The following is a 23,866-nucleotide window of genomic DNA, read 5'->3' as shown; positions in this document are numbered from 1 at the left end:
CGTGGACGTGCCTGGGCGGAGCGCCCTTGCCCATGAGCATGCCCGGCGAGCGGACTTCAGCCCCTCACCCACGGTAGCGACACTGTGTTACGGAAGTTTTACGGCGCTCAGCCCTTGGGCTGGATGAGCTCGGTGGAGAAGTAGCGCTCCATGCGGTCGGGGAACACGGTGACCACCTGGGCATGGGGCCCCAGGCGCCTGGCAGCCTCCACGGCCGCCGCGTAGTTGAGGCCCGAGGAGGGCCCCACGGGGAAGCCTCGCTTGATGAGCGCCCGGGCGGTGCGCATGGCCACCTCGTCCGAGACGTTCAGCTCCACCAGGCCCGGGAGATCCGCCTGCCGGTAGAGTGAGGACAGCCCGTCCACGACGCCGGGCACGCGGGAGCTGAAGCTGCAGCACTCCATGTCGCTGCCCATGCCGGAGATGGGCTTGGCCACGAAGGGAGCCACCGGGCAGCCGGCCTCGGCGAAGGCCTGGTACAGGCCCACCACCGTGCCGCCAGTGCCCACACCGCTCACCACGCCGTGCACCAGCCCGCCTGGCACCTGGGAGAGGATCTCCTGCCCTGTCCACACGCGGTGGGCCTCGGCGTTGTCCGGATTCTCGAACTGGCGGGGAGCGAAGGCCCCGCGCTCCTTGGCCAGCTCGGCGGCCTTGGCGATGGCGCTGCGGATGCCCTCGCCCCGAGGGACCAGCACCACGTCTCCGCCATAGGCGCGGATGGTGAGCACGCGCTCGTCGGTGACGCCCTCGGGCATGACGGCGGTGAACTTCAGCCCCATCTGCGCCGAGGCCAGTGCCAGGGCAATGCTCGTCGAGCCGCTGGAGGCCTCCACCACCTCGCCGCCGGGACACAGCTCGCCCAGCCGCCAGGCCTTCTCCAGCATGTAGCGGGCGATGCGGTCCTTCGTCGAGCCGCTGGGGTTGAGGAACTCCAGCTTGCACCAGATGGTGGGTGCCTCCTCCTGCAGGCGCACGGGCACCAGGGGTGTGGGGCCGATGGCCTGGATGAAGCGTCCATCCGCGGGCAGGGGACGACAGGGAGGGCGAGGGGACATGGTGAAGGCAAGGATACTTCGGTGCTCGCGAGATGATCGACAGCGAACAGATGGGCTGCCCGGGACATCCACCATCCAACCAATAGGGCGAGTCCCCAATCGCCACGGGGCGAACAGTGCTGTCAGTCTGCAGGGCATGCCGACCGAGAAGCTCGTCTTCGCCCAATCCGTGGAGGCCCTCTTCGTCCGGTCACTCGGACCACACTTGACGTCCGAGGGACGGCGCAGCCTGAAGGAAGTGGGATTGGACCTGGCCGAGCCGCTACGGCCTTCGTATCCGCTGGAGCAATGGCGGACCTTTCTGCGAGTGGCCGCGTTGGATGTCTTCCCCAAGGCCTCTCCCGAGGCAGCCTACTTCGGGCTGGGAGAGCGCTACGTGCAGGGCTACCGGCAGACGGCGGTGGGCCGCGCGAGCATGGCGCTGGTGGCGCACCTGGGGCCTCGCGGCACGGTGGAGCGCGTCTCCCACGGAGCTCGAGCCGGCAACAACTTCAATGAAGTGCGGGTCAAGGAGCTCGGCCACCGCGAGGCCACGTTGTGGATGAAGAACGTGAACGCGGACAACCCGTTCTTCGCTTGTGGCTTCATCGCGGAGACGCTGCGGGGCTCGGGAGCCGCGGACATCCACGTGGAGCCCGTGGCCTTCGATGGCACCGCGGCCACGTTCCGGGTTCGCTGGGAGATCGCTGCCCGGCGTCCCATCGTGGAGGCCGCCGCAGCGGGGTGAACGGCGCCGCCGCAAGGAGCCCCTCCCGGCCGAGTGGTTTGCGGACTGGTATGACAGGTGGACCCGTTGGGCCAGACTGCGCCCGACAGGCCTGTGTCGCGGGGGGCCGTTCGGGGCGCGCCAGTTCCGAACCTGTCTGCCAGGTGGACAGGTTCGTCCAGCTCGCTCCCGACGGGCCTGTGTCCCTGGCGGGTGTGAGGGTTCTGGCGCAGGTGAAGGCACGGGTGAGGCGGGCACGCTCATGCATGGGCCTGGCAGCCGGGGTGGCGGGGATTGACGCCGTCCTGCACCTGTGTTCAGTCTGAGGGTGCGCCATGGCCCCGCAGATCTCGCTCGATTTCCACGCCGCCCAGGCGGCGCATCCATCCCTCATGCCGTTCCATCCGGTGGTGCGGCGGTGGTTCGCGGAGCGGCTGGGCGAGCCCTCGCGTCCCCAGGTGGAGGGCTGGCCGCTGATCCAGGCCGGGCATGACGTGCTCATCGCCGCGCCCACCGGCAGCGGCAAGACGCTCACGGCCTTCCTCGCGGCGCTGGATGGGCTCTTCCGCCAGGCGCTGGAGGGCACGCTGCCGGACCGCACGCAGGTGCTGTACGTGTCGCCGCTCAAGGCGCTGGGCAACGACGTGCAGAAGAACCTGCTGCAGCCGTTGGAGGAGCTGCTGACCCGCGCCCGAGCTGAGGGTTACACGCCGCAGGACCTGAGGGTGCAGGTGCGCACCGGGGACACGCCGGCCTCCGAGCGCGCGCAGATGATCAAGCGGCCGCCGCACATCCTCATCACCACGCCAGAGTCGCTCTACCTCTACCTCACGGCGGACCGGGCCCGGGCCACGCTGCGCTCGGTGCACACCGTTATCGTGGACGAGATCCACGCGCTGGCGCGGGACAAGCGGGGCAGCCACTTCACGCTCTCGATGGAGCGGCTGAAGGTGCTGACGGAGGTGCGTCCACAGCTGATCGGCCTGTCGGCGACGCAGAAGCCGCTGGACCGGATCGCCGGCTTCCTCACCGGAGCGACGCACCAGGAGTGCAGGCGGGTGGAGGTGGGGCACCTGCGGCCGTGGGATCTGACGGTGGAGATCCCCGACGCGGAGCTGAGCTCCATCGCCTCGCACGAGATGTGGGGTCAGGTCTACGACAGGCTGGTGCATCTGACGTCCTCGCACCGCACGACGCTGATCTTCGTGAACACGCGGAAGATGGCCGAGCGCGTGGCGCATGACCTGGGCGAGCGGCTGGGCAAGGACAAGGTCGCGGCGCACCACGGCAGCATGTCGCGGGAGATCCGCCTGTCCGCGGAGGAGCGGCTGAAGAGCGGGCAGCTCGTGGCGATGGTGGCCACCGCCTCGCTGGAGCTGGGCATCGACGTGGGCAACGTGGACCTGGTGGTCCAGCTGGGCACGACGAAGGCCATCTCCGTGCTACTGCAGCGGGTGGGCCGCGCTGGCCACTATAAAGGAGGCATCTCCAAGGGCCTGCTCTTCGCGATGACGCGCGACGAGCTGGTGGAGTGCGTGGCGCTGCTCAACGCCGTGCGCGAGGGCGACCTGGACGCGGTGCGCATTCCAGAGAAGCCGCTGGACGTGCTGGCGCAGCAGGTCGTCGCCGCCTGCGCGTGCGAGGAGTGGGACGAGCGGGCGCTGTTCGCCACCTTCCAGCGCGCGTACCCGTACCGTGAGCTGACCTGGGAGGAGTACCAGCAGGTGCTGGAGACGCTCTCGGAGGGCGTCTCCCTGCGCCGGGGTCGCAGCGGTGTGCACCTGCACCGCGACCGGGTGAATCACAAGTTGAAGGGGCGGCGCGGGGTGCGCATCACCGCGTTGACCAATGGGGGAGCCATCCCGGACACCTTCAACTTCGCGGTGACGGCCGAGCCCGAGGGCAAGGTGGTGGGGCAGCTGGACGAGGACTTCGCGGTGGAATCCTCACCGGGAGACATCTTCCTGCTGGGCTCGACGGCGTGGCGCATCCAGCGGGTGACGGGCAGCACGGTGCAGGTGGAGGATGCGAAGGGAGCGCCGCCCACGGTGCCCTTCTGGCGCGGCGAGGCGCCGGGGCGCACGGACGAGCTGTCCCTGCAGGTGGGCCGGCTGCGAGACGAGTTGCTGCGCCACGATGATCCCGCGGCCTTCCTGGAGAAGCAGCTCCGGGTGCCCGCGCCCGCGGTGGATGCACTGCTGGGCTACCTGCGGCTGGGGCAGAAGATGCTGGGCGTGGTGCCGTGCCACAACATGGTGGTGGCCGAGCGCTTCTTCGACGAGGCGGGCGGCATGCAGCTCGTCATCCACGCGCCCTTTGGCAGCCGCATCAACCGTGCCTGGGGCCTGGCGCTGCGCAAGCGCTTCTGCCGCTCGTTCGACTTCGAGCTGCAGGCGGCGGCCACCGAGGACGGCATCCTCCTGTCCTTGGGCGAGCAGCACTCGTTCCCGCTGGCGGACATCTTCGAGTTCCTCCACCCGGACAACGTGGAGGAGGTGCTGGTGCAGGCGGTGCTCCAGGCGCCGCTGTTCGGCACGCGCTTCCGGTGGAACGCGACGCGCTCGCTGGCGCTCAACCGGTTTTCCGGAGGCAAGCGCGTGGCGCCCATCCTCCAGCGCGCCCGGAGTGAGGACCTGCTGTCCGCCGTCTTCCCCGCGCAGGTGGGCTGCCAGGACAACCACGGCGGTGGAGACATCGAGCTGCCGGACCATCCGCTGGTGAAGCAGACGATGGACGATTGCCTGCGCGAGGCCATGGACATCGATGGCCTGCGCGAGGTGCTGCGCCGCATCAAGGACGGGCGCGTCCGCCTGGAGGCTCGGGATGTGCCGGAGCCCAGCGTCTTCGCGCACCAGATGATCCACAGCATGCCGTACACCTTCCTGGACGACGCGCCAGCGGAGGAGCGGCGGGTGCGCAACGTGGCGCTGCGGCGGGCGATGCCGGCCGAGGACGCGGCGGCCTTCGGTTCGCTGGACGGCGCGGCCATCGCCCAGGTGGTGGAGGACGCCGCGCCGCCGATGCGGGACTCGGACGAGCTGCATGACGCGCTGTTGCAGTTGGTGCTGCTGCGCGCCTCGGAGGTGCCGCGAGGGTTGGAGGTGTCGCTCTTCCAGCAGGGGAGGGTGGCGTGGCTGGAGCTGCCGGGTGGGCGCTTCCTGGTGCCGGCCGAGCGGGGCAGCGCGGTGCGAGTCCTCTTCCCGGATGTGGTGCCGCAGCCGCCGCTGCCGGTGCTGGAGGGAGACCGGCCCGTGGAGCGGGACGCGGCGGTGCTCCAGGTGGTGCGCGGGTACATGGAGATGCTGGGGCCCACCACCGCCGGCGAGCTGGCGCAGCTGACGCTGCTGGACGAATCCGAGGTGAACATCGCCCTCCACACCCTGGAGAGCACCGGCGGCATCCTCCGAGGCCAGTACCGCCCGCCGTCGGAGCTTCGCTCGCCGGATGCGCCCGTGTCGCTCGAGTGGTGCGACCGGCGCTTGCTCCAGCGCATCCATCGGCTCACGGTGGGCCGGCTGCGCAAGGAGATCGAACCCCTCAGCGCGCAGGACTTCATGCGCTTCCTCTTCCGGTGGCACCACCTGGAGGAGGTGGATGCACTGCGCGGCTCCACGGGAATGCTCAAGGCGGTGTCGCTGCTGCAGGGCTACGAGGCGCCGGCCTCCGCGTGGGAGCGCTTCCTGCTGCCCTCGCGCATGAAGGGCTACAACGGCGAGCTGCTGGAGCGGGCCTGCTACGGAGGCGAGGTGGCCTGGGGCCGGCTGACGGTGAAGGACGCCCGGCCGCCACCGGGGCCTCGGAGGGGCGCGCCGGTGACTCCCCCGGAGCCGGAGCCTCCCCGAGCCCGTGCGCCGCAGCCCACGCGCAACGCCAGCCTGACGTTCACGCGCCGCGAGAACCTGGACTGGATGCTGGCCGCCGCGCGCCCGAACGCCGTGTTCTCGGACGGTGGCGTGTGGCTGCCGCCGGATCTGTCCGCCGCCGCTCGGGACGTGGTGGCGGTGCTGGAGCAGCGCGGCGCGTGCTTCTTCAATGATCTGGTGTCTCGCGCGCGCCGGCTGCCGGCCGAGGTGGAGGACGCGCTGTGGGAGCTGGTGGCGCGGGGGCTCGTGACGGCGGATGCGGTGCAGAACCTGCGCGTGCTGCAGAGCCCGGCGCAGCGCCGCCGCCAGAAGCTGCTGCAGCGGGGAGGCCCGGGGCGCTGGAGCCTGCTGGTTCCCTCCGAGCCGAAGCAGAGCGACGAGGTGCTGGACCAGCTGGCCCGGCTGTTCCTCCAGCGCTACGGCATCGTCTGGAGGGACCTGGTGATGCGCGAGGCGCTGGCGCCCACCTGGCGCGAGCTGCTCTTCATATACCGGCGCATGGAGGCGCGCGGCGAAGTGCGAGGTGGCCGCTTCGTGTCCGGCTTCGTGGGCGAGCAGTTCGCGCTCCCCGAGGCGGTGGACATGGCGCGAGCGGTGCGTCGCCAGGCGCCCTCGGGCTTGAGGGTGCAGTTGTCCGCGGTGGACCCGCTCAACCTCACGGGGGTGGTGACGCCGGGGCCGCGCGTGCCCGCCACGGTGGGCAACGTCGTCACCTGGGTGGACGGGATTCCACAGGGCGTGGATGCGCTCGCGGAGGACGAGGACGGCGGGCCGGAGGCTCCCGAGGGCGAGGCGGCAGCAAGCTGACAGAAGGTTTCGAGTCCCGCGCGGAGCGGCTCCAGTGCTGCTAGGGTTCCCCCGTCACAACGAGGGGAACCGCCGATGCGCCGTTTGCTCATCCTGGGGTTGTTGCTGCTCACTGCATGCCCGGACGAGGGAACCGATCCGGACAATCCGGACGATCTCCCGCCCGCCAACACCGGGCGCATCCAAGGCAAACTGAACCCATTCCAGGGCTCGAGCCAGTCCGCGGGGGCTCCGGCGAGGCGTCCCTCGCTGCTCCAGGGGCAGGGAGCGGAGGTGCTCTCCCGAGCGCTGAAGGACGCGCTCACGCAGCAGCGGTTGCAGACGCGCCAGTCCGGGCTGGAGGTGTCGCTCCCGGAGCTGCCCATCATCCCGCCTCCCGCCGGGCCACCTCCACTCCATCGGATCCCCAACACGGATCCGACCATCGTCGGTGACGTCATCGTCCGCTTCGAGCAGGCGGGGATGAACGCGCAGCAGGCACTGCAGCAGGTGCAGGTGCCTGGCTACCGCGTGGTGCACAAGGGCTTCGCCAGTGAGTACCTGCACCTGGTGGGCTTCGAGGCGCTCGACGGCCACACGCTGACGGCGGCGGAGACGGGCCAGCTGGTGGCGCAGCTGGCCGAGGTGCCCGGCGTGCGCTTCACGGAGAAGAACCTCCGCATGTACCCGCTCAAGACGCCGAATGACTCGGCCTACACCGTGCAGTGGCACTACCCGGCGCTGAACCTGCCGGCCGCCTGGGATGTGAGCACGGGCGTCGGCACCGTGACGGTGGCCGTGCTCGACACGGGCATCAAGTCTCACCCGGACCTCAACTCCCGCATCGTTGCGGGTTACGACATGATCTCGGACGTGGCCAACGCGGGGGACGGGAATGGACGGGACAGCGACCCCACCGACCTGGGTGGGGACGAGCCAGGCGGCGGCTCCTCGTGGCACGGCACGCATGTGGCGGGCACCATCGGCGCGGCGACGAACAACGGCAGCGGTGTGGCTGGCGTGACGTGGGCCGCGCGCATCATGCCGGTTCGCGTGCTCGGCAAGCAGGGCGGTACCAGCTTCGACATCGCCACGGCGATGAACTGGGCGGCCGGAGGCACCGTGACGGGCATGCCCACCCTCCCCGCATCCGAAGCGGCCAAGGTCATCAACATGAGCCTGGGAGGACCGGCCCCGGCGTCGAGGACGTACCAGGACGTCATCGACCCGCGAGTGGCGGCGGGAGCCATCTACGTCATCGCCGCGGGCAACGAGAACACGGACGCCACCAACAGCACGCCGTGCAACCAGCAGAACGTCATCTGCGTGGGCTCGACGAACTTCGCCGGCAAGCGCAGCAGCTTCTCCAACTACGGCGCCCCGGTGGACGTGATGGCAGCAGGCGGAGAGATGGTCGAGGACCTCAACGGAGACGGATACGCGGACGGCGTGCTCTCCACGGGGTTCGATGACAAGGGCCAGCCAGCCTACATCTTCAACCAGGGCACGAGCATGGCCACCCCCCATGTGACGGGCGTGGTGGCGCTGATGGCCTCGGTGAGCTCGGGGCTGAGCCTGGCGCAGGCGGAGAGCATCCTGAAGTCAACCGCGAGCGCGAGCAGCCAGTGCACGGAGGGCTGCGGGGCGGGCCTGGTGAATGCCCAGGCGGCGCTCAAGAAGCTCACGGGGGCCACGAACGATCCGCCGCAGTTGGGTGTCTCCACCACGCTGCTGTCCTTCCGCGGCAGCAGCTCGCAGAAGGTGCTCGTCTCCAACCTGGGCGCGGGCACGCTCCAGGTGACGGCGGCGAAGTCCGGGCCGCAGGGCTCAGCGGTGTCTCTGCCGAGCCCCACCCTGACGGTGCCGGCCTTTGGTACCCAGGTGCTGGATGTGGCCGTGAACACCGGAGGGCTGGCCAACGGGGACTATGCGGCCGTCGTCACCCTCAAGGGAACGAATGCGGCCAACGGGACATCGGCGGGCGAAGCCACGGTGTCGGTGAAGATCCGCGTGGGCTCGTCCGAGGCCCTGGATGCATTCATCGCGTTCGCGTACCAGGACAGCCAGGGCAACTGGCAGATCGACAAGGGTGCCGCCGGGTTCGTGAATGCCTCGGCGAACTACCAGTACTCCGCCGACCTGGTGCCGCACACGTATTACACGCTCGCCGCCATCGACGACGACCAGGACGGCGAGTTCTTCGAGGACGGCGAGCGCACGGGCTTCTGGCGGAACGTGGACGACTTCGAGCCCATCCCGCTGGCGCTGAAGCAGGTGGTGACGGGCATCAGCTACGACCTGGTGCCGCTGGCGCCCATCGACGACACGCCGGAGCTGGTGGTGGGCAGCTCGTGCACCAGCGACTCGGACTGCCCGGATGACGGCTTCTGCGTGACGGCGTACCCGGGAGGCTATTGCAGCCGGGATTGCAGCTCCCAGGCGTGCCCCTCGGGTTCCAAGTGCTACATCGTGAACTCGGCGACGGGGGCGCGCTCCTGCATCGCGAGCTGCACGGGGCCGGACGCCGGACAGAGCACCTGCCGCACCAGCTACGTCTGCTACGACGACGGCGCGGGCAGTGGCGAGTGCTTGCCGGACTGCCGGGCCCAGAACATCTGCACCAGCGCGGGCCTCGCCTGCGACAGGCGAGGCTACTGCCAGTAGCGCGAGGCTCAGCTCACGTTCGGAGCCGCGGGCAGGCCCAGCCGGAAGGTGGTGCCCTGCCCCGGCTGGCTCTGCACGGTGATGGTGGCCCCCAGGGCGGTGAGGATGCTGTGCACCAGGGAGAGCCCCAGCCCGGTGCCCTCGCCCACGGGCTTGGTGGTGAAGAACGGATCGAAGATGCGGTCCAGGTTCTCCGGGGGGATGCCGCAGCCGGTGTCGCGGATCTCCACCACGACGAGCTGCGGATTCTCCTGGCGAGCCATCACGCGGATCTCGTTCTGCTCGGCATCTCCCTCGGGGATGGCCTGGGCCGCGTTGATGAGCAGGTTGAGGAACACCTGGCCCAGGCGTGAGGCGCTGCCGAGCACGGGAGGCACCTCGCCCAGTTCCTCCACGAGCCGCGCGCGGCGGCGAATCTCATGCGAGGCGATCTTCGCGGCGGCGCGCACCACTTCCTTCAGCTCGGCCCGTCCGCCGCTGACATCATCTGGACGCGACAGCGTCTTGAGATCCTGGACGATGATGCGCACGCGCTCGGCGCCGTCCTTGGCCTCCTTCACGGCGGTGAGCAGCTCCTCGCGATCCTCATCGGAGGGGGGAGTGCCCTGGGTGCGGTGGAGTTCCTTGTAGACGTAGGAGAGGTTGCTGAGCACGTAGGCCAGGGGGTTGTTGATCTCATGGCCCACGCCGGCGGCGAGCCGGCCCATGGAGGCGAGCCGGTCGGTGAAGATGAGCTGGGCCTGCATGGTCTGTAGCTGGCGCAGGCTGGCGGCGAGCTGGGTGTTGGCGCTCTCGAGCTCTCCGGTGCGCGAGCGGACCATCTGCTCCAGGGCGGAGTTGTAGCGGTGGAGATCCCTCGAGGCGATCTCCGCCTCACGGCGGCGTTCCAACTCGGCGGCCTCGGCCTGGGTCTGGAGCATCTTCTCCTTCTCACGGAGGCTGGTGCGGAGCTCCTCGGCCATGCGGTTGACGGCCTGGGCGAGCGCACCCAGCTCATTGTCACGGTGTGCGGAGAGCTCAGCCGAGAAGTCGCCGCCGTCGAGGCGCTCGGCGCTGGCGCGGAGTTCTCGGAGCTGGCGGAGCAGGGGAATGAGGAGCGTGGCGGACAGCAGTCCCAGCAGCGCGGTGGCCGCGATGGGGACGAGGCGTCCAACCCACCGGGTGCGCTGGAGGGTCTGCTCCAATCGGAGATCGAGCTGCCGTCGCTTCTCGCGCAGGGAGGAGATGCGCTGATCGACCAGGGGGGTGACCTGATGCTCGTAGGAGGTGAACAGCTCGGCCCAGTCATCGGAACCGGGGGGCTCTCCACGCTCGGTGGGACGGAGGACGACCTCGACGCCCACGCCCCAGAGCCGCTGTGCCTCGATGATGGACTCGAGCATGAGCTGGGAGGCGGGGTCCGGAGGGAAGTCGGCCCACTGCTTCTCGGCGTCCAGGTGTTCCTGCAACTGGGAGAGATCCTCGTGGAGGATCTGTTCATACTCGCGGAGCAGGCCCCGGGTGTCCGTCTTGAGGCGGCTGGCCTGGAAGAGCTGCCGGAGGTAGTCCCACGCCTGGTGGTGCAACTCGGAGTAGAGGTCCAGCTGCTGCTCCAGGGTCGTGACGCGGGAGCGCAGCTCCGTGGCCTGCGCGGCGCTCTGGGAGAGCACGACACCCAGAGCGGTGACGAGCCCGAGCGCCACTCCCGCGAGGAGCAAGACCTGGGTACGGATCGACATGGCGGAAAGGAATTCAGACGAGAGGAGGAGGCGTGGGCACAAGCCCACGTCTGCAAGGACGGCCACTATACGCGAGCACTCCGCATCCACAGTGGCGGTAGGTGGTGGACACTTCGCCCGGCAGCGGGTTCCATCCTCTCCGCCGCCGGCCCATCCTTCCAGGTGCCTTGGCTCCCACACCAACTACGACCCTGCTCCAGCGACTGAAGGCCGAGACTCGCCCCCACCACGAGCGCGCCGAGCGCACCGTGCGTCTCATGGACCCGGGCCTTACCCTCGAGCACTATCGTCATCACCTGGAGGCTCTCTACGGCTTCTATGCCCCACTCGAGGCCCTGCTCGCCTCGAGACTGGGGGGCCTCCTCCCCGAACTGCGCGCCGAGGAGCGCTGGAAGTTGCCCCTGCTCCTCAAGGATCTGCGCGACCTGGGCCATGACTCCGCCTCCCTGGCGTGCCTGTCGCGCAACACGGCGCTGCCTCCCATTTCGGGACTCCCCGAGGCGCTCGGCTGCTTCTACGTGCTGGAGGGCGCCACACTCGGAGGCCAGCTCATCCTCCGCCACCTCCAGCGCCACTTCACCGGCATCCCTGCGGGCGACTTCGTCTTCTTCCGGGCCTATGGAGAGGAAGTAGGCCCTATGTGGCGCGCGTTCGGCGAGGCTCTCACCCGCACCTCCGCCGAAGAGGCCTCCGAACTCTTCGACGCCCGAACCATCCAAGGCGCCAAGGACACCTTCGACGCCTTCGAGCACTGGCTCCGCCAGGAGGCCGAAGACTCCAGCGCCTACTCCTGATCCCGCATCACCGCTTCGTGATCAGGGCATCGCCGGCAGGCTGCCACGCAGCAGGAAGTACACGAGCACTCCCGTCACCGACACGTAGAGCCAGATCGGCGCCAGCCACCGCGTCACCTTCCGGTGCCGCCGGAAGTCCTTCTTCCACGAGAAGTAGAAGGCCACCAGCGCCATGGGCAGCACCGGCACCGACAGCAGCACGTGGCTGGCCAGCACCGTCAGATACACGGTGCGCATCAGCCCGTCGCCCGCGTACTTCGTGTCGCCGTGCACGAAGTGGTACGCCAGATACCCCACCAGGAACAGCGCCGACGCGCCGAACGCGGAGATCATCAGATACTGATGCACCCGCTGCGCCCGCCGTTTGATCGCCACCCACCCCGACAACAACAGGGTAGCGGCCAGCGCATTGAGGCTCGCGTTCACCGCCGGCATAAATCGCAGATCCACGCCCACCGCGCCGCCTCGCCGGATCAACAGCAGCCACGCCAGCAACGTCAGCGCGGCAACTGAGACAATACCGGTAAAGACGTAGAAGGTTCGGTCTGTAACGCGGGATGCAGGGACAGGGGCGGCGTTCGACATGTCCCCTTGAATGTCTGGAAACTCAGACACTTGCAACTACCCCCAGTGCTGTCAGCAGTGAGATCACCTACACAGTGTGTAAAGCTGGACTTGGATCAAAACGGAAATTCGGGCATAACGCGTGATTGAGTCTCCAAGTACCCCCCCGGAGGTCACAGTGCCTCACGTGCGTCGTTGTCTCACCGCCCTTCTGGGCGTCGCTCTTCTACTGGCCAATCGCGCCTCGGCTGAGGAAGCGGTCTGTGCGCCAGTCGCCAAGGTTCCCCTGGAGCGGCATTTGCGCCAGCTGTCGCTGGACCTTCTTGGCCGCCCTCCCACCATCGACGAGTACCGCGCCTACCAGGCCAAGGGCTCCATCTCCGAGGATGACATCAAGCAGATGATGAGCTCCGAGGAGTTCTATGCGCGCATGCGTGGCTACCACCACGCGCTGCTGCGCTCGAACATCTCGGCCAGCATCAGCAACCCGTCGGATACGCGCGTGAGCGGTACCGGCGTGCCGAAGGCGGTGAACACACCCTTCGGCTTCCGCAACAACACCAGCACGGGCCTGCGCGGCGTCAACGGCCAGGGTTGTGATCCCTTCATCCGGCAGGACATCTGCAACAAGAACCCGGATGGTACGGACCCGGCCGTGGTGGGCGAGAAGACGGGCGCGCGCCAGGATCCGCAGGCCGAGGGCCCGATCGCCCAGAAGAAGTGCTTCGACGAGCAGGGCGTGCCGCTGCCCGTGAGCTTCGACTACGACACCAACTTCTTCACCTGCACGCGGCTGGACTCGACGGATACCACGCTCGATAGCTGCGAGAAGGCCATCGCCGCCAAGTCCGGCGGTATCGCCGACAAGGACGCCTACTTCTGCGACATGCGGCTGCTGGGTGACAACAAGCTCCACCCGCACTGGTGCAAGCCAAACCCGGACAAGTACACCTCGGAAGAGGTCCTGGAGAGCAACAAGGTGGTGAAGTACACCATCAAGAACAACACCTCGCTGACCGTGTTGGATCGCTGCACGCTGGATCTCGACATGAAGAACGGCGTGAAGGGCACCTATGCGACCCGGCGCGGCTGCATCGCGCGTGAGGGCTATATGATGAAGCCCGCGCCCTTCTGGGCCGCGGACCCGAGCGCCCAGGTGGCCGTGTGCGCCATCGAGGCGCAGGAACGCGCCACCAACCCGTGGACGATGGAGTCCTGCGAGACGGCGCGCTTCCGGGGTGACCGCACCTGCGGCTGCGGCGCCGGCATGCGCCGCTGCGAGGTGGCTGCCGTGCACACCTCGCGCGTGGCGGCCATCAACGAGGAGCCGGACCTGATCACCGACTCGGTGGTGCGCAACGACGAGCCGTACTTCAACATCCTCACCACGCGCCGCTCCTTCGTGAACGGCCCGCTGTCCCAGTTCTACCGGCAGCAGCAGGGCGTGAATGTCTTCTCCATCACCTCGCCGGCCAACCCGGACACCATCCCCTCCGTGGGCTACGCGCAGGAGGACACGTGGCAGGAGTACACGCGGGACGCGCAGCACTCGGGCGTGCTCAGCACGCCTTCGTTCCTGTACCGCTTCCCCACGCAGCGCGCGCGTGTGAACCACTTCTACGAGGCCTTCCTCTGCAAGACGTTCGTGCCCTCGTCGGACCCGCTGCCGCCGCCGGAGGACAACTGCAACCGCGAGAACAACCTGGCCAAGCGCTGCGGCTGCAACTACTGCCACGCCACCATCGAGCCCACGGGCGCGCACTGGGGCCGCTACGACGAGCGCAATGCCCTCTTCCTCAACCCGGAGCGCTTCCCGCGCTACGATCCGAAGTGCCGCGACTGCGCCCTGGCGGGTGACACCAACTGCGGCGGCGAGTGCTCGCAGTACGTGATGCAGGCCTACGACGGCGACGGCGCCAACTCGCTGGGCATGCTGAAGACGTACCTGTACCGCACCTCGGACGAGGAGGCGAACATCCAGGGCGGCCCGCAGCTGCTGGTGGAGCGCATGCTGCAGACGGGTGACCTCGAGCGCTGCACCGTCAAGCGCATCTGGACCGAGTTCCTCGGCCGGCCGATGAGCACCGAGGAGCAGCAGATGTACCTGCAGGATCTCTCCGAGGACTTCTCTCACAGCAACTACAGCCTCAAGACGCTCATCCAGAAGATGCTGATGACCGACGCCTACCGGAGGATCGACTGATGCGACGCCTGATCGCCCTGGCGCTGCTCGCGCTCGCGCCTGCCTGCTCCAACAAGTCCGACGAGACGTCCCTGCCGCCTCCCACCGAGGGGCAGCTGGATCCCATCCCCAACCCGCACGAGGGCACCGTCACGCCGCTGCCGGACCCCGAGGCCCAGTCGGGTTCGGTGGGCCGCGCCCCGCGGCGCCTTACGGTGGACCAGCTGGACAAGTCCATCACCACCACGGTGGGCCGTCCCTGGACGGACCTGAACAAGTACGCCCCCTCACTGGGCCGCGCGGACTACGCGCTCGTCAACACGGAGAACACCGAGCCCAACCTCGTGTTCGCCAAGTTCCTCGAGGACGGGGCGCGCGTGGTGTGCCTGGCCCAGGCCACGGACGAGGTGAAGAAGTCCGCCACCACCCAGCACGTGCTCACCGCCACCTTCACCACGCCGACGGGGCCGGTGGGTGACCTGACCAAGCTCACCGACGCCCAGGTGACGGACGCAGTCGTCTACCTGTCCACGCGCTTCTGGGGCTCGCCGCTGCAGGGAGAGGAGCTTCCGAAGTGGAAGAACTTCTTCACGCAGGCGGCGACTCGCTCGAAGACGATCAACAAGCCGGAGCAGGCGCTTGCGGCCGTGTGCATCGCGCTGATGACGGACTCGCGCTTCCTCACCTACTGAGCCACTCGGGGAATTCATCCATGAAGAAGAATCCGAACCATCCGAACCCCGGGCGCCGCACCTTCCTCAAGGCCGCCGCCGGCTTCATGGGATCCACCCTCTTCGGGGGTATCCCCTTCCGGGCCTTCGCTCAGGCGACCAACCAGGCCACGGACCGCTACTTCGTCTTCGTGTACTTCTCCGGCGGCTGGGATCAGCTGCTGGCGTTCGACCCCCGGGATCCGAGCGTGTTCACCGCGGATCGCGCGGCGGAGACGCGCATCCTGCCGGGCTACAACCTCATCAACGACTCGCGCTTCGAGTCCATCCCGCTCATCCCCGAGGCGAACGGGGTGCGGTCGAACATCGCCTTCGGCCCCGCGGTGGGCCCGCTGGCCAATCACTTCGACGTGATGACGGTGGTGCGCGGCATCAACATGACGACGCTGGGCCACGACGTGGGCTTCCGCTACTTCCTCACGGGCAAGCGGCCCATCGGCAGCGCGGCGCGCGGCTCGTCCACGGCGACGGAGATCGTCGGCCAGTTCAAGCCGGCGGTGCCCATCCCCTCGGTGGCGTACAACATCGAGTCGTACAATGACCGCTACCCCGGCTATGCCAACGCGCTGCGCGTGAGCAGGACGGAGGACATGCTGCTGACGCTCTCGCCCAGCCCCACGGCGCTGGACAGCGAGCTGGAGAAGCAGCTGGTGGACTTCCGCGGCCAGCCCATCTCCTGCGAGGCGGCGGCCTACGGCGCTCGCGGCGTGGGCACCACGTACGAGAACAGCCGGGACCAGATGCGCACGGTGCTCTCCAACCAGCTGGACAAGGCGTTCCGCTTCGAGAACGACCCGGCGGTGCAGGCGCAGTACAAGCTGCCCGCCACCAAGCCGGCCAACGGCTACGACTCCACCGAGGCGGGCCGCGCGGCGCTGGTGGCCACCGCGCTCAAGAAGGGCATCAGCCAGTGCGTGTCCATCAACCTCACGGGCGGCCTGGACACGCACTTCGGCACGCAGCTCACCCACGCCAACAACCAGCGCCGCGGCTTCGATGCGCTCGCCATGCTGGTGGATGACTTGAAGAAGTCGGATCACCCCACCTCGGGCAAGAAGTTCATCGACCACACGACGATCCTGATCTTCTCCGAGTTCTCGCGCACGCCGCTCATCAACGCGAGCGGCGGGCGTGATCACCACCTGTCCAACAGCTGCGCCATCATCGGCGCGGGCGTGAAGCACAACTACGTGTACGGCGCGAGCGGAGACATCGGCATGTCGCCGGGCACGTTCGAGCTGCGCACGGGAACGGCGACGCCGACGGGCGAGAACATCCTCCCCGAGCACATCATCGCGACGGTGCTGGCTTCGGCGAAGCTGGACTACGCGATCACCCGCGTCTCGCCCCTGCAGGCCATCCTCGCCTGAAGTTGAAGTACACTTGAAGCAGATGATGATCCCAGCCCCCCGCGTTTGGAAGAGGGGTGGAGTGAGTCTCTCCACCCTTCTCCTGGTCCTCACCGCCGCGTGCGGTGATTCCTCTTCCTCTTCCTCGCTGCCGCTGGAGCGGCCCCAACCGACGGCCTTCACGCCTGGGCAGATCCACTCCCAGGTGGCGCTGGCCTCGGGCTCGGGGTTCGCGGATCAAACGGGCGGAGGCGTCTTCATCGCCACGGATGGGAAGCCGATCCGGCTGCGGCTGGATGGCACCCGGGCGCAGCTCGAGAGCCACCCGGGCAACGCGGTGCTCCCGGGCAAGGCGTACGCGGCCTTCCCGCTGGGCCCTCGCACGGCACTGGTGGAGACGGACTCGGGCCTGTTCCTCGCGGACGCGGGCTGGCTGATCGCTCCGCCGTGGAGCGGCTCGCTGGGGCGGGGCACGGTGGCCACGGCCCAGGCGGGCGATGGCGTGGCGTGGGTGGCGCACAAGACGGGGCTGTACAAGCTGAGTGAAGGCCTGCTGTCCGCGCTCAAGGTGAACGGCGAGCCCCTGGACAACATCACCCACCTGGCGGTGGCTCCGGCAGAGGATGGGGCTCCGGGCGTGTGGATGCTGCGTGGAGGCAAGCCGTACGTGGCCGTGGCCACGGGGGCCAATGTCTACGAGGTGCGCCCGGCGGCGCTCGCGTTGGGCGAGAAGGAGACGCTGGTGTCCATGGCGTCCCTCACGGCTTCGGCGGAGCAGGACGCGGAACTGTGGGTGCTCACCTCGGAGCGGCTGCTGCGCCACAAGGACAAGACGTGGCGGCGCGTGGAGTTCTCCCAGCGGCCGGTGCAGTTGCTGGGCGCCGGGCGCTTCCTCTGGGTGAAGTCCAGCGATCAGCTGCTCGTGTATGACGCGGACGCGGACACGTGGGGCACGGCCTCGGGCCTGGACACGCGCGAGTTCCGCTTCCTGGCGGCCGACGAGAGCGGGTGCGCCTGGGTGCAGCTCGGCCCGGACTCGGTGGCGATCAACCGCGCGCCAGTGGCTCGAGTGCTCGGGCTGAACCAGGGCGCTCGGGTGGTGGAGGACAGCCGCATCATCCGCGCCGTGCCGCCCGCGGGTGGCGAGGTGCCGACCATGTTGTTCCGCGTCGCGGGCGCGGAGGTCGCCGCGGAGGCCCCCGACTACAGCCTCGGCGGGCTGGAGAAGGACGGCTCGCTGCGGCCCTTCTCCTTCGCCGCGCTGGACAAGGGGCAGCACTCGCTGGAAGTGGTGTCCCGCTTCCTGGACGGCTCCGAGACGAAGCGCGTGGTCCACTTCGACTTCGAGCCCGTCGCCGAGGTGGAGGTCGGCTGGGAGAAGGACATGCTGCCCATCTTCCAGTCGCGCTGCGCCAAGTGTCACGTCTCGGGACCTGGCCGGCCCCTCTCCACGTACGAACAGTGGAAGCAGAACGTGGACCTCATCACCGCGGCGGTGCGCGATCAGCGCATGCCCGCGGACGGTCCTCTGGATCCGCAGCTCATCTCTCTCATCCAGCGCTGGGCCGCCTCTGGCGCCAAGCCCTGAGCCATTCTCAGGAGGCACCTCATGAAGTCCCGACTGTTCGCTCGCGCGGGCTGTGTGCTCGCGCTCCTGGTCCTGGGTTGTGGTGACAGTGAGGATCCGCAGCCCAATCCCCCCGTGGTGGACCCTTGCGAGGGGCTGCCGCCGCTGACGCTGAAGGCCGACCCCCAGACCCTGCGCGTGGCCGGCGTGGTGAACCTCACCGCCACGGGCGGCAGCGGGCACTACCGCTTCCGCTCCGAGCAGGGAGGCTCCTCCGGTGAGATCCGCGGGGACCGCTTCGTCGCGGGGCTCACTCCGAGCACGGACACGCTGATCGTGGAGGACCTGCAGTGCTCCGGGTCCGCGCGGACGACGGTGCAGGTGGTGGCGGCCTTCGACGTGGCGCCCTCGCGCGCGATGGTGCGTCCGGGCACCAGCTTCCAGGTGCTCATCCAGGGGCTGCTCGGGAGTGCCGAGTACTCCCTGCCGTCCGGGCCGACGGGCAGCACGGTCTCGGCCACGGGTGTCTACACAGCGGGGGCGAACCCCGGCACGGACCTGGTGCGCGTCCGGGACCTGAAGTCCGGAGACGTGGCGGTGCTCGAGTTCCAGGTGAGCGCCAGCGCGAAGCTCAAGGGAGACCCGGGAGTGATGGCGTTGCCCTCGGGCTCCTCCATTCCGATCGCCACCACGGGTGGCAGCGATCGGGTGACGTGGTCGATGGTGTCCGGTCCAGGCAAGATCGAAGGGGGCTTCTTCAAGACCCAGTCGGGCGACAAGGGCCTGACGGTGCTGGAGGCGTCCGATCCCTTTACCCTGGACAAGGCGCGGGTCTCCATCCGCGTGCTGGATGAGCTGGCCCGCTCGTCGCAGGCCCATGGCCGCACCACGGACCTGGCCACCATCACCACCGCGGACTTCGACGGAGATGGTTTCCAGGACGTGGCGGTGGGCCAGCGCGAGAGCGATATCAACCGCCCGCAGGGCGGCGCGGTGTTCGTCTTCAAGGGCAGCTCCTCCGGACTGTCATCGCAGCCGGCGTGGGTGCTGTCGGGGCAGACGGACACGGCGGGTTTTGGCGACACGGTGGTGGCGGGCGACCTGGACAATGACGGGCGCGCGGAGCTGGTGGTGGGCTCTCCGGGCGCGGACATCACCGGGGCGGACTCGGGCGCGGTGTACATCTACAAATGGGGTTCCAACGGGCCGGAGCTGATGCGGGCGCCGCTCACCAGCATCATCCGCGGTGGCGCCTTCAGCACGGGCGTGGCCGTGGCGGACGCGGACGGAGACGGGGATCTGGATCTCATCGTCGGCGCGCCCTTGGGAGACCTGGCGACCGCCGCCTCCAGGCGCGGAACGATCGACATCTTCACGCTCACGCCGGGCCAGCCCATCCCGGACCTGCCCGCCATCCGCCTGGGCGGCTCGGATCTGTCGAGCACGGGCACGCCCATGTCGCGCAACAACACGGACCTGGGCCGGGCCATCGTGGCGGCGGACTTCAACGGGGACGGGCGCGTGGACGTCGCGGCGCTGAGCAAGGTGTCTCGCTACAACGCGGACGGCACCGTCGCGTCGGCGACCTCGCTGGTGGCCGTGTCGGTGTTCTTCGGCCGCGCCGAGGGCACTCGCTTCCGGGAAACGGCGGATGCCTATGTGATGCTCACGAACACGGCGGACGCCAACGAGGGCACCTGGCGCCTGGGCGTCGTCCCGAGTGAGGCTGGCCGCCCGGCGATGCTCATGGCGGTGGCGGATCGGGCGGACTCGCCGAACCTGACCAGCAGTGGCGGCAACGCGGCGGCCACGGATGCGGGCGGTGCGTTCATCTTCAACCTGAGCGCCATGCAGCCCACGGGCACTCCCGCGGCGACGCCCACGCAGGTGACGCGCGAGACGGCCTTTGCCCGCATCTACGGCGAGGCGGCCAGCATCTTCGCGGGCCGGAGCTTCGCGGTGGCGGACGTGGACGGGCAGCCGGGCTCGGAGCTGGTGCTCGGCGCTCCCTACGCCTCGGCACCAGCGGCGGGTAACACCACGTTGCGCAACTCGGGCCGGGTGCTGGCCTACCCGTTGGCCTCGCTCACGCAGGGCGCCAGCATCAACAAACCGCTGGCGGTGATCCACGGGCAGAACAAGTCGGACGTGCTCGGGGTGGGACTGGCGCCGTGGAGCGGGCCAGGCGGCGGCGGGCTGGTGGCCTTCGCCGGGCGCGCGTCGACGGACGCGGGCGCCTTCACCGGAAGGCTGGAGTCCTTCTCGCGAGCGGGGGCCTCGTTCGCGGAGTGGACCCGGACGGCGCTGACCGTGCCGGCGAAGCCCTCGGTGGAGCGCTTCGGCGAGGTGGTGGCGGCGGCCACGGGTGTGGGCGGCCGGGCGGTGGCCATCGTCGGTGCGCCGGGCTACTCGGGGCCCGGAACGAATGGAGACGGCGCGGATCTCACCGTGGGCCGGGCCTTCACGTTCGACGCGACGCAGGGGACGCCCGCGGCCATGGTGGCGGAGGGCGCCAGCGCTCCCGTGGTGAAGGGGAAGGCGGTGGGCGTGGACGTCACGTTCACGGACTTCAACGGAGACGGGCGGCCGGACGCGGTGGTGGGAGCCACGGGCTTCACGGTGCCGAGCAGCACGCAGACAGCGGATCTGGCGGTGTACTCCGCGCAGAAGACGGGCTGCGTCACGACGAGCGCGCAGGGCATTGGCGGCCTGCTGGTGTCGTTGCAGCAGGCGGATGGCACCTTCAAGGATGCGTACCGGCTGTGGGCGCCAACGGTCATCACCGGCTGCACGCCAGAGACGGACGCGCGCTGCAAGCGCAGCGCGATCGGCCGCGGCGTCGTGGGCGGGTTCGACTTCAACGGCGATGGCAAGAAGGACATCGGCGCGCTGCGCAACAACGGGTTCGAGGTGTTCCTCGGGCGCGCGCCGGATGACGCCTCGCTGGCGAAGCTGACGATGGGGTGTGATCCGCTCTATTTCACGGATGGTTCCACGACGCGGCAGACGTCGGTGCCCACGGCGCTGGGAGACCTGAACGGCGACGGTTGCGACGAGGTGGGCTGGCGCTACACGGAGTCGAACCGCGCGGGCGTGATCATCCTCTTCGGTTACGACACGGCCGGGGCGAAGTGCGGAGGCAAGACGACGGCCTCGTGGGTGCGGCTGGCGGCGGACGGCGAGGTGGGCGGCAACTTCCTGGGCTTGGGCGTGTCCATGGTGCGGGCGGGCAAGTTCCTGAACGATGGGAAGGACCTCCTGGCCATCAGCGCGACGAGCGTGCCGTACGACGACGTGACGCAGCCGGCGGTGCTGCTCTTCGAGACGGCGCAATTGGTGGCGAAGCGGCCCGCGTCGGGCGAGGCGCTGGTGGGCGCGGTGGGCGGCGGGCTGACGCCGGTGACGCTGGTGCACCGCACGCGCGCGGTGAACTTCGGGCGCGCGTTGGAGGGAGGCCGGGACCTGACGGGCGACAGCATCCCGGACCTCATCGTGAGCGCGACGGGGGCCTCGGAGGCGTCGGACGGTGGAGGCGCGGTCTACATCTACGCGGGAGGGACCCAGTCGAAGGGCAAGCTGACGCCCTGGCTGACCGTCGCGGGCGATGTGACCGAGCGCTCCAACTTCGGACAGGACCTGGCGCTCACGCCGGGTGGGAGTGCCAGCCCGCCGACGCTCATCATCGGCGCGCCGACGAGCTACCGCACGGGAACGCAGAACGGCACGGCCTTCTCGCTGCCGCTCGGCTTCTGAGCCTGTTCATCGAGACGGCGCACTTCTCACCGCGCGGTTCGGTGCATGAGAGTCCTTGGTTGAGTGGAGGACTCTCATGCTCTGGCAGTGTCCAGTGGATCAGTCGTAATTCAGGAAGGAATTGCGGAAATGTGAGGCTTTCCGCGATGAGAGCCTGCGGCGTGTGATCCTGAGGCCTTGGAGGGGCAATGCCTGTCGAGAAGGACGTCGATACCCAGGAGAGCGCCTGGCTCGCGAACGAGCGGCTCCGGTTGATGGTCGCGAGCCTCAAGGACTACTCCTTCACCACCCTGGATACGCGAGGCTTCATCCAGAACTGGAACGCCGGTGGCGAGCTCATCACGGGCTATGGGGAGCGGGAGGTCGTGGGCAAGCACGTCTCGATGTTCTACCCGCCCGAAGAGGTTCAGGCTGGGAAGGTCGAGAGGGTGCTCTCGCTCGCGGAGTCCGAGGGCCGTGTCGAGGAGGAGGGGTGGAGGTCGCGGAGGGATGGCTCCCGGATCTGGGTCAACGTCGTCACCAGCGCGGTCCGAGATCGCTTGGGACGGTTGGTTGGCTTTTCACGGATCGGCCGCGATCTCTCCTCGCGGCACGAGATGGAGGAGCGGGTGCGCGAGAGCGAGGAGCTCTTTCGCTTGTTGGTGGAGCGCGTCGAGGACTACGCCATCTTCATGGTAGACATTGATGGCCGGGTGCTGTCCTGGAACGACGGGGCCCAGCGCATCAAGGGCTACTCGGTCCGGGAGATCCTGGGTCAGCGCATTGATGTCTTCTATCCCCAGGAATTGCGCCTTCAGGGCAGACCCGAAGCGCTCTTGCGCGAGGCCGCGGAGCGGGGCCGGGCCGAGGACGAGGGCTGGCGCGTGCGCAAGGACGGGTCCCGCTTCTGGGCGGACGTGGTCATCACCGCCATCCGAGAAAGGAACGGCCAGCTTCGCGGCTTCACCCAGGTGACGCGCGACCTGAGCGAGCGCAGAGAGGCCGAGGAGAGGATCCGCCAGAGCGAGGAGCGCTACCGGGCCCTCGTGGAGGGGGTGAAGGACTACGCCATCTTCATGCTGGACCCAGCGGGCCATGTGCTGACGTGGAACGAGGGCGCGGAGCGCATCAAGGGCTACCGCCGGCAGGAGATCATCGGCAGGCATTTCTCCCTCTTCTATTCGGAGGAGGAGGTCCGGGCGGGGAAATGCGAGCTCATGCTCGAGCGGGCGAAGCTCGAGGGCCGGGCCGAGGATGAGGGGTGGAGGCTGCGCAAGGACGGCACGAGATTCTGGGCGAATGTCATCATCACCGCGCTGAGGGACTCGGCGGGCCAGCTCATCGGGTTCACCAAGGTGACGCGTGACATGACGGAGCGCAGGCGTCAGGAGGAGCAACGGCTCCGGCTGTTGCAGGCTCAGGACTCGATTCGCATCCGGGATGAGTTCCTCACCGTGGCCTCTCATGAGCTCAAGACGCCGCTCACCGCGCTTCAACTCCAGCTCCAGAGCCTCCGGGATCGGATCGAGGAGATGGACAAGAAGATGGCACAGAAGCTGGACCGCGCCTCTCGCAGTGGCGAGCGGCTCGCCAGGCTCGTCGAGACCTTGCTGGATGTCTCGCTCATCGTGACGGGCCGGCTGGAGTTGAATCCGCGGGACTTCAACCTCGCGGAGGCAGTCATCGAGGTGGTCGAGAGCATGCGGGTCTTCGGCAAGGAGGCCGGGTGTGAGCTCCGCGTGAAGGTGAGCCGCGCCGTCCATGGGGCGTGGGACCGCCTTCGCGTGGAGCAAGTGCTGAGCAACCTCCTGGCCAACGCGTTCAAGTATGCGGCCGGTACACCCGTGGAGGTGATGCTGAGCCAGTACGGCGAGGAGGCGGTGATCGAAGTCAAGGATGGAGGTCCTGGCATTCCGGAGGGGGACCTCTCTCGCATCTTCGAGCGGTTCGAGCGGGCCGCCTCGGTCCGGCACTATGGCGGAATGGGGTTGGGGCTCTATGTCGTGAGGGAGATCGTCGAGGCGCACGGAGGGCGGATCTCCGCGCGCAACGATCCGGCAGGAGGGGCTCGCTTCACGGCGTGTTTGCCGCTCGTCCCCAGACCCCAGGTGAGCCCAGGGCCAGAGGTTCCTCACTGAACCGGCTCCGGTGA

General features: G+C 68.7%; 13 protein-coding genes. 10 read left to right on the top strand and 3 right to left on the bottom strand.

The window, feature by feature from the left end:
• Nucleotides 1-107: 107 nt before the first annotated feature.
• On the bottom strand, nt 108-1,058 hold the full coding sequence (locus KY501_RS20590) for a PLP-dependent cysteine synthase family protein (RefSeq protein WP_224364915.1): 951 nt from the start codon (nt 1,056-1,058) through the stop codon (nt 108-110).
• 136 nt (nt 1,059-1,194) lie between these two features.
• Between KY501_RS20590 and KY501_RS20585 the strand changes: the two genes are divergently transcribed.
• The 3 genes from KY501_RS20585 (at nt 1,195) to KY501_RS20575 (ending at nt 9,077) form a co-directional block, all read left to right on the top strand.
• Nucleotides 1,195-1,785 carry a DUF2378 family protein gene (locus KY501_RS20585; RefSeq protein WP_224364914.1) on the top strand — a complete coding sequence of 197 codons (591 nt, stop codon included), beginning with the start codon at nt 1,195-1,197 and terminating at the stop codon, nt 1,783-1,785.
• Between the two features lie 314 nt (nt 1,786-2,099).
• Nucleotides 2,100-6,434, top strand: coding sequence for a DEAD/DEAH box helicase (locus KY501_RS20580; protein WP_224364913.1), 4,335 nt, complete (start codon nt 2,100-2,102; stop codon nt 6,432-6,434).
• A gap of 75 nt (nt 6,435-6,509) precedes the next feature.
• Nucleotides 6,510-9,077, top strand: coding sequence for a S8 family peptidase (locus KY501_RS20575; protein ID WP_224364912.1), 2,568 nt, complete (start codon nt 6,510-6,512; stop codon nt 9,075-9,077).
• 8 nt (nt 9,078-9,085) lie between these two features.
• On the opposite strand, the gene KY501_RS20570 is transcribed toward KY501_RS20575, so the two are convergent.
• The gene (locus KY501_RS20570) at nt 9,086-10,795 is read right to left on the bottom strand and encodes a sensor histidine kinase (RefSeq protein ID WP_304608627.1); all 1,710 of its coding nucleotides are present in this window, start codon (nt 10,793-10,795) and stop codon (nt 9,086-9,088) included.
• Nucleotides 10,796-10,962: 167 nt separating this feature from the next.
• On the opposite strand from KY501_RS20570, the gene KY501_RS20565 reads away from it, so the two are divergent.
• On the top strand, nt 10,963-11,589 hold the full coding sequence (locus tag KY501_RS20565) for a biliverdin-producing heme oxygenase (RefSeq protein WP_224364911.1): 627 nt from the start codon (nt 10,963-10,965) through the stop codon (nt 11,587-11,589).
• Nucleotides 11,590-11,610: 21 nt separating this feature from the next.
• Here the strand turns inward: KY501_RS20565 and KY501_RS20560 are convergent, their stop codons facing one another.
• On the bottom strand, nt 11,611-12,174 hold the full coding sequence (locus KY501_RS20560) for a DUF420 domain-containing protein (RefSeq protein ID WP_224364910.1): 564 nt from the start codon (nt 12,172-12,174) through the stop codon (nt 11,611-11,613).
• Nucleotides 12,175-12,451: 277 nt separating this feature from the next.
• On the opposite strand from KY501_RS20560, the gene KY501_RS20555 reads away from it, so the two are divergent.
• The 6 genes from KY501_RS20555 (at nt 12,452) to KY501_RS20530 (ending at nt 23,852) form a co-directional block, all read left to right on the top strand.
• Nucleotides 12,452-14,356: a DUF1585 domain-containing protein gene (locus tag KY501_RS20555; protein WP_309242979.1), complete on the top strand. Its 1,905-nt coding sequence runs from the start codon at nt 12,452-12,454 to the stop codon at nt 14,354-14,356.
• Nucleotides 14,356-15,027 (top strand): hypothetical protein, encoded by a 672-nt coding sequence (locus tag KY501_RS20550; RefSeq protein ID WP_224364909.1) that lies wholly within the window; start codon nt 14,356-14,358, stop codon nt 15,025-15,027. The genes KY501_RS20555 and KY501_RS20550 overlap by 1 nt, the downstream gene beginning before the upstream one ends.
• Before the next feature lie 20 nt (nt 15,028-15,047).
• Nucleotides 15,048-16,436 (top strand): DUF1501 domain-containing protein, encoded by a 1,389-nt coding sequence (locus KY501_RS20545; protein ID WP_224364908.1) that lies wholly within the window; start codon nt 15,048-15,050, stop codon nt 16,434-16,436.
• Nucleotides 16,437-16,497: 61 nt separating this feature from the next.
• Nucleotides 16,498-18,003: a hypothetical protein gene (locus KY501_RS20540; RefSeq protein WP_224364907.1), complete on the top strand. Its 1,506-nt coding sequence runs from the start codon at nt 16,498-16,500 to the stop codon at nt 18,001-18,003.
• A gap of 21 nt (nt 18,004-18,024) precedes the next feature.
• Nucleotides 18,025-21,735 carry an FG-GAP-like repeat-containing protein gene (locus tag KY501_RS20535; protein WP_224364906.1) on the top strand — a complete coding sequence of 1,237 codons (3,711 nt, stop codon included), beginning with the start codon at nt 18,025-18,027 and terminating at the stop codon, nt 21,733-21,735.
• 188 nt (nt 21,736-21,923) lie between these two features.
• Nucleotides 21,924-23,852, top strand: coding sequence for a sensor histidine kinase (locus KY501_RS20530; RefSeq protein ID WP_224364905.1), 1,929 nt, complete (start codon nt 21,924-21,926; stop codon nt 23,850-23,852).
• Nucleotides 23,853-23,866: the final 14 nt, after the last annotated feature.

Source organism: Hyalangium versicolor, from assembly GCF_020103695.1.
Lineage (GTDB): Bacteria > Myxococcota > Myxococcia > Myxococcales > Myxococcaceae > Hyalangium > Hyalangium versicolor.
The sequence above is the reverse complement of the archived record's forward strand: the minus strand, read 5'-3'. Positions and strand labels throughout refer to the sequence as shown.

Coding starts and splice junctions, on each gene's coding strand:
- KY501_RS20560 (WP_224364910.1), bottom strand. CDS start 12,174: ATGTCGAACGCCGCCCCTGTCCCTGCATCCCGCGTTACAGACCGAACC.
- KY501_RS20550 (WP_224364909.1), top strand. CDS start 14,356: ATGCGACGCCTGATCGCCCTGGCGCTGCTCGCGCTCGCGCCTGCCTGC.
- KY501_RS20530 (WP_224364905.1), top strand. CDS start 21,924: ATGCCTGTCGAGAAGGACGTCGATACCCAGGAGAGCGCCTGGCTCGCG.
- KY501_RS20535 (WP_224364906.1), top strand. CDS start 18,025: ATGAAGTCCCGACTGTTCGCTCGCGCGGGCTGTGTGCTCGCGCTCCTG.
- KY501_RS20585 (WP_224364914.1), top strand. CDS start 1,195: ATGCCGACCGAGAAGCTCGTCTTCGCCCAATCCGTGGAGGCCCTCTTC.
- KY501_RS20570 (WP_304608627.1), bottom strand. CDS start 10,795: ATGTCGATCCGTACCCAGGTCTTGCTCCTCGCGGGAGTGGCGCTCGGG.
- KY501_RS20580 (WP_224364913.1), top strand. CDS start 2,100: ATGGCCCCGCAGATCTCGCTCGATTTCCACGCCGCCCAGGCGGCGCAT.
- KY501_RS20575 (WP_224364912.1), top strand. CDS start 6,510: ATGCGCCGTTTGCTCATCCTGGGGTTGTTGCTGCTCACTGCATGCCCG.
- KY501_RS20590 (WP_224364915.1), bottom strand. CDS start 1,058: ATGTCCCCTCGCCCTCCCTGTCGTCCCCTGCCCGCGGATGGACGCTTC.
- KY501_RS20545 (WP_224364908.1), top strand. CDS start 15,048: ATGAAGAAGAATCCGAACCATCCGAACCCCGGGCGCCGCACCTTCCTC.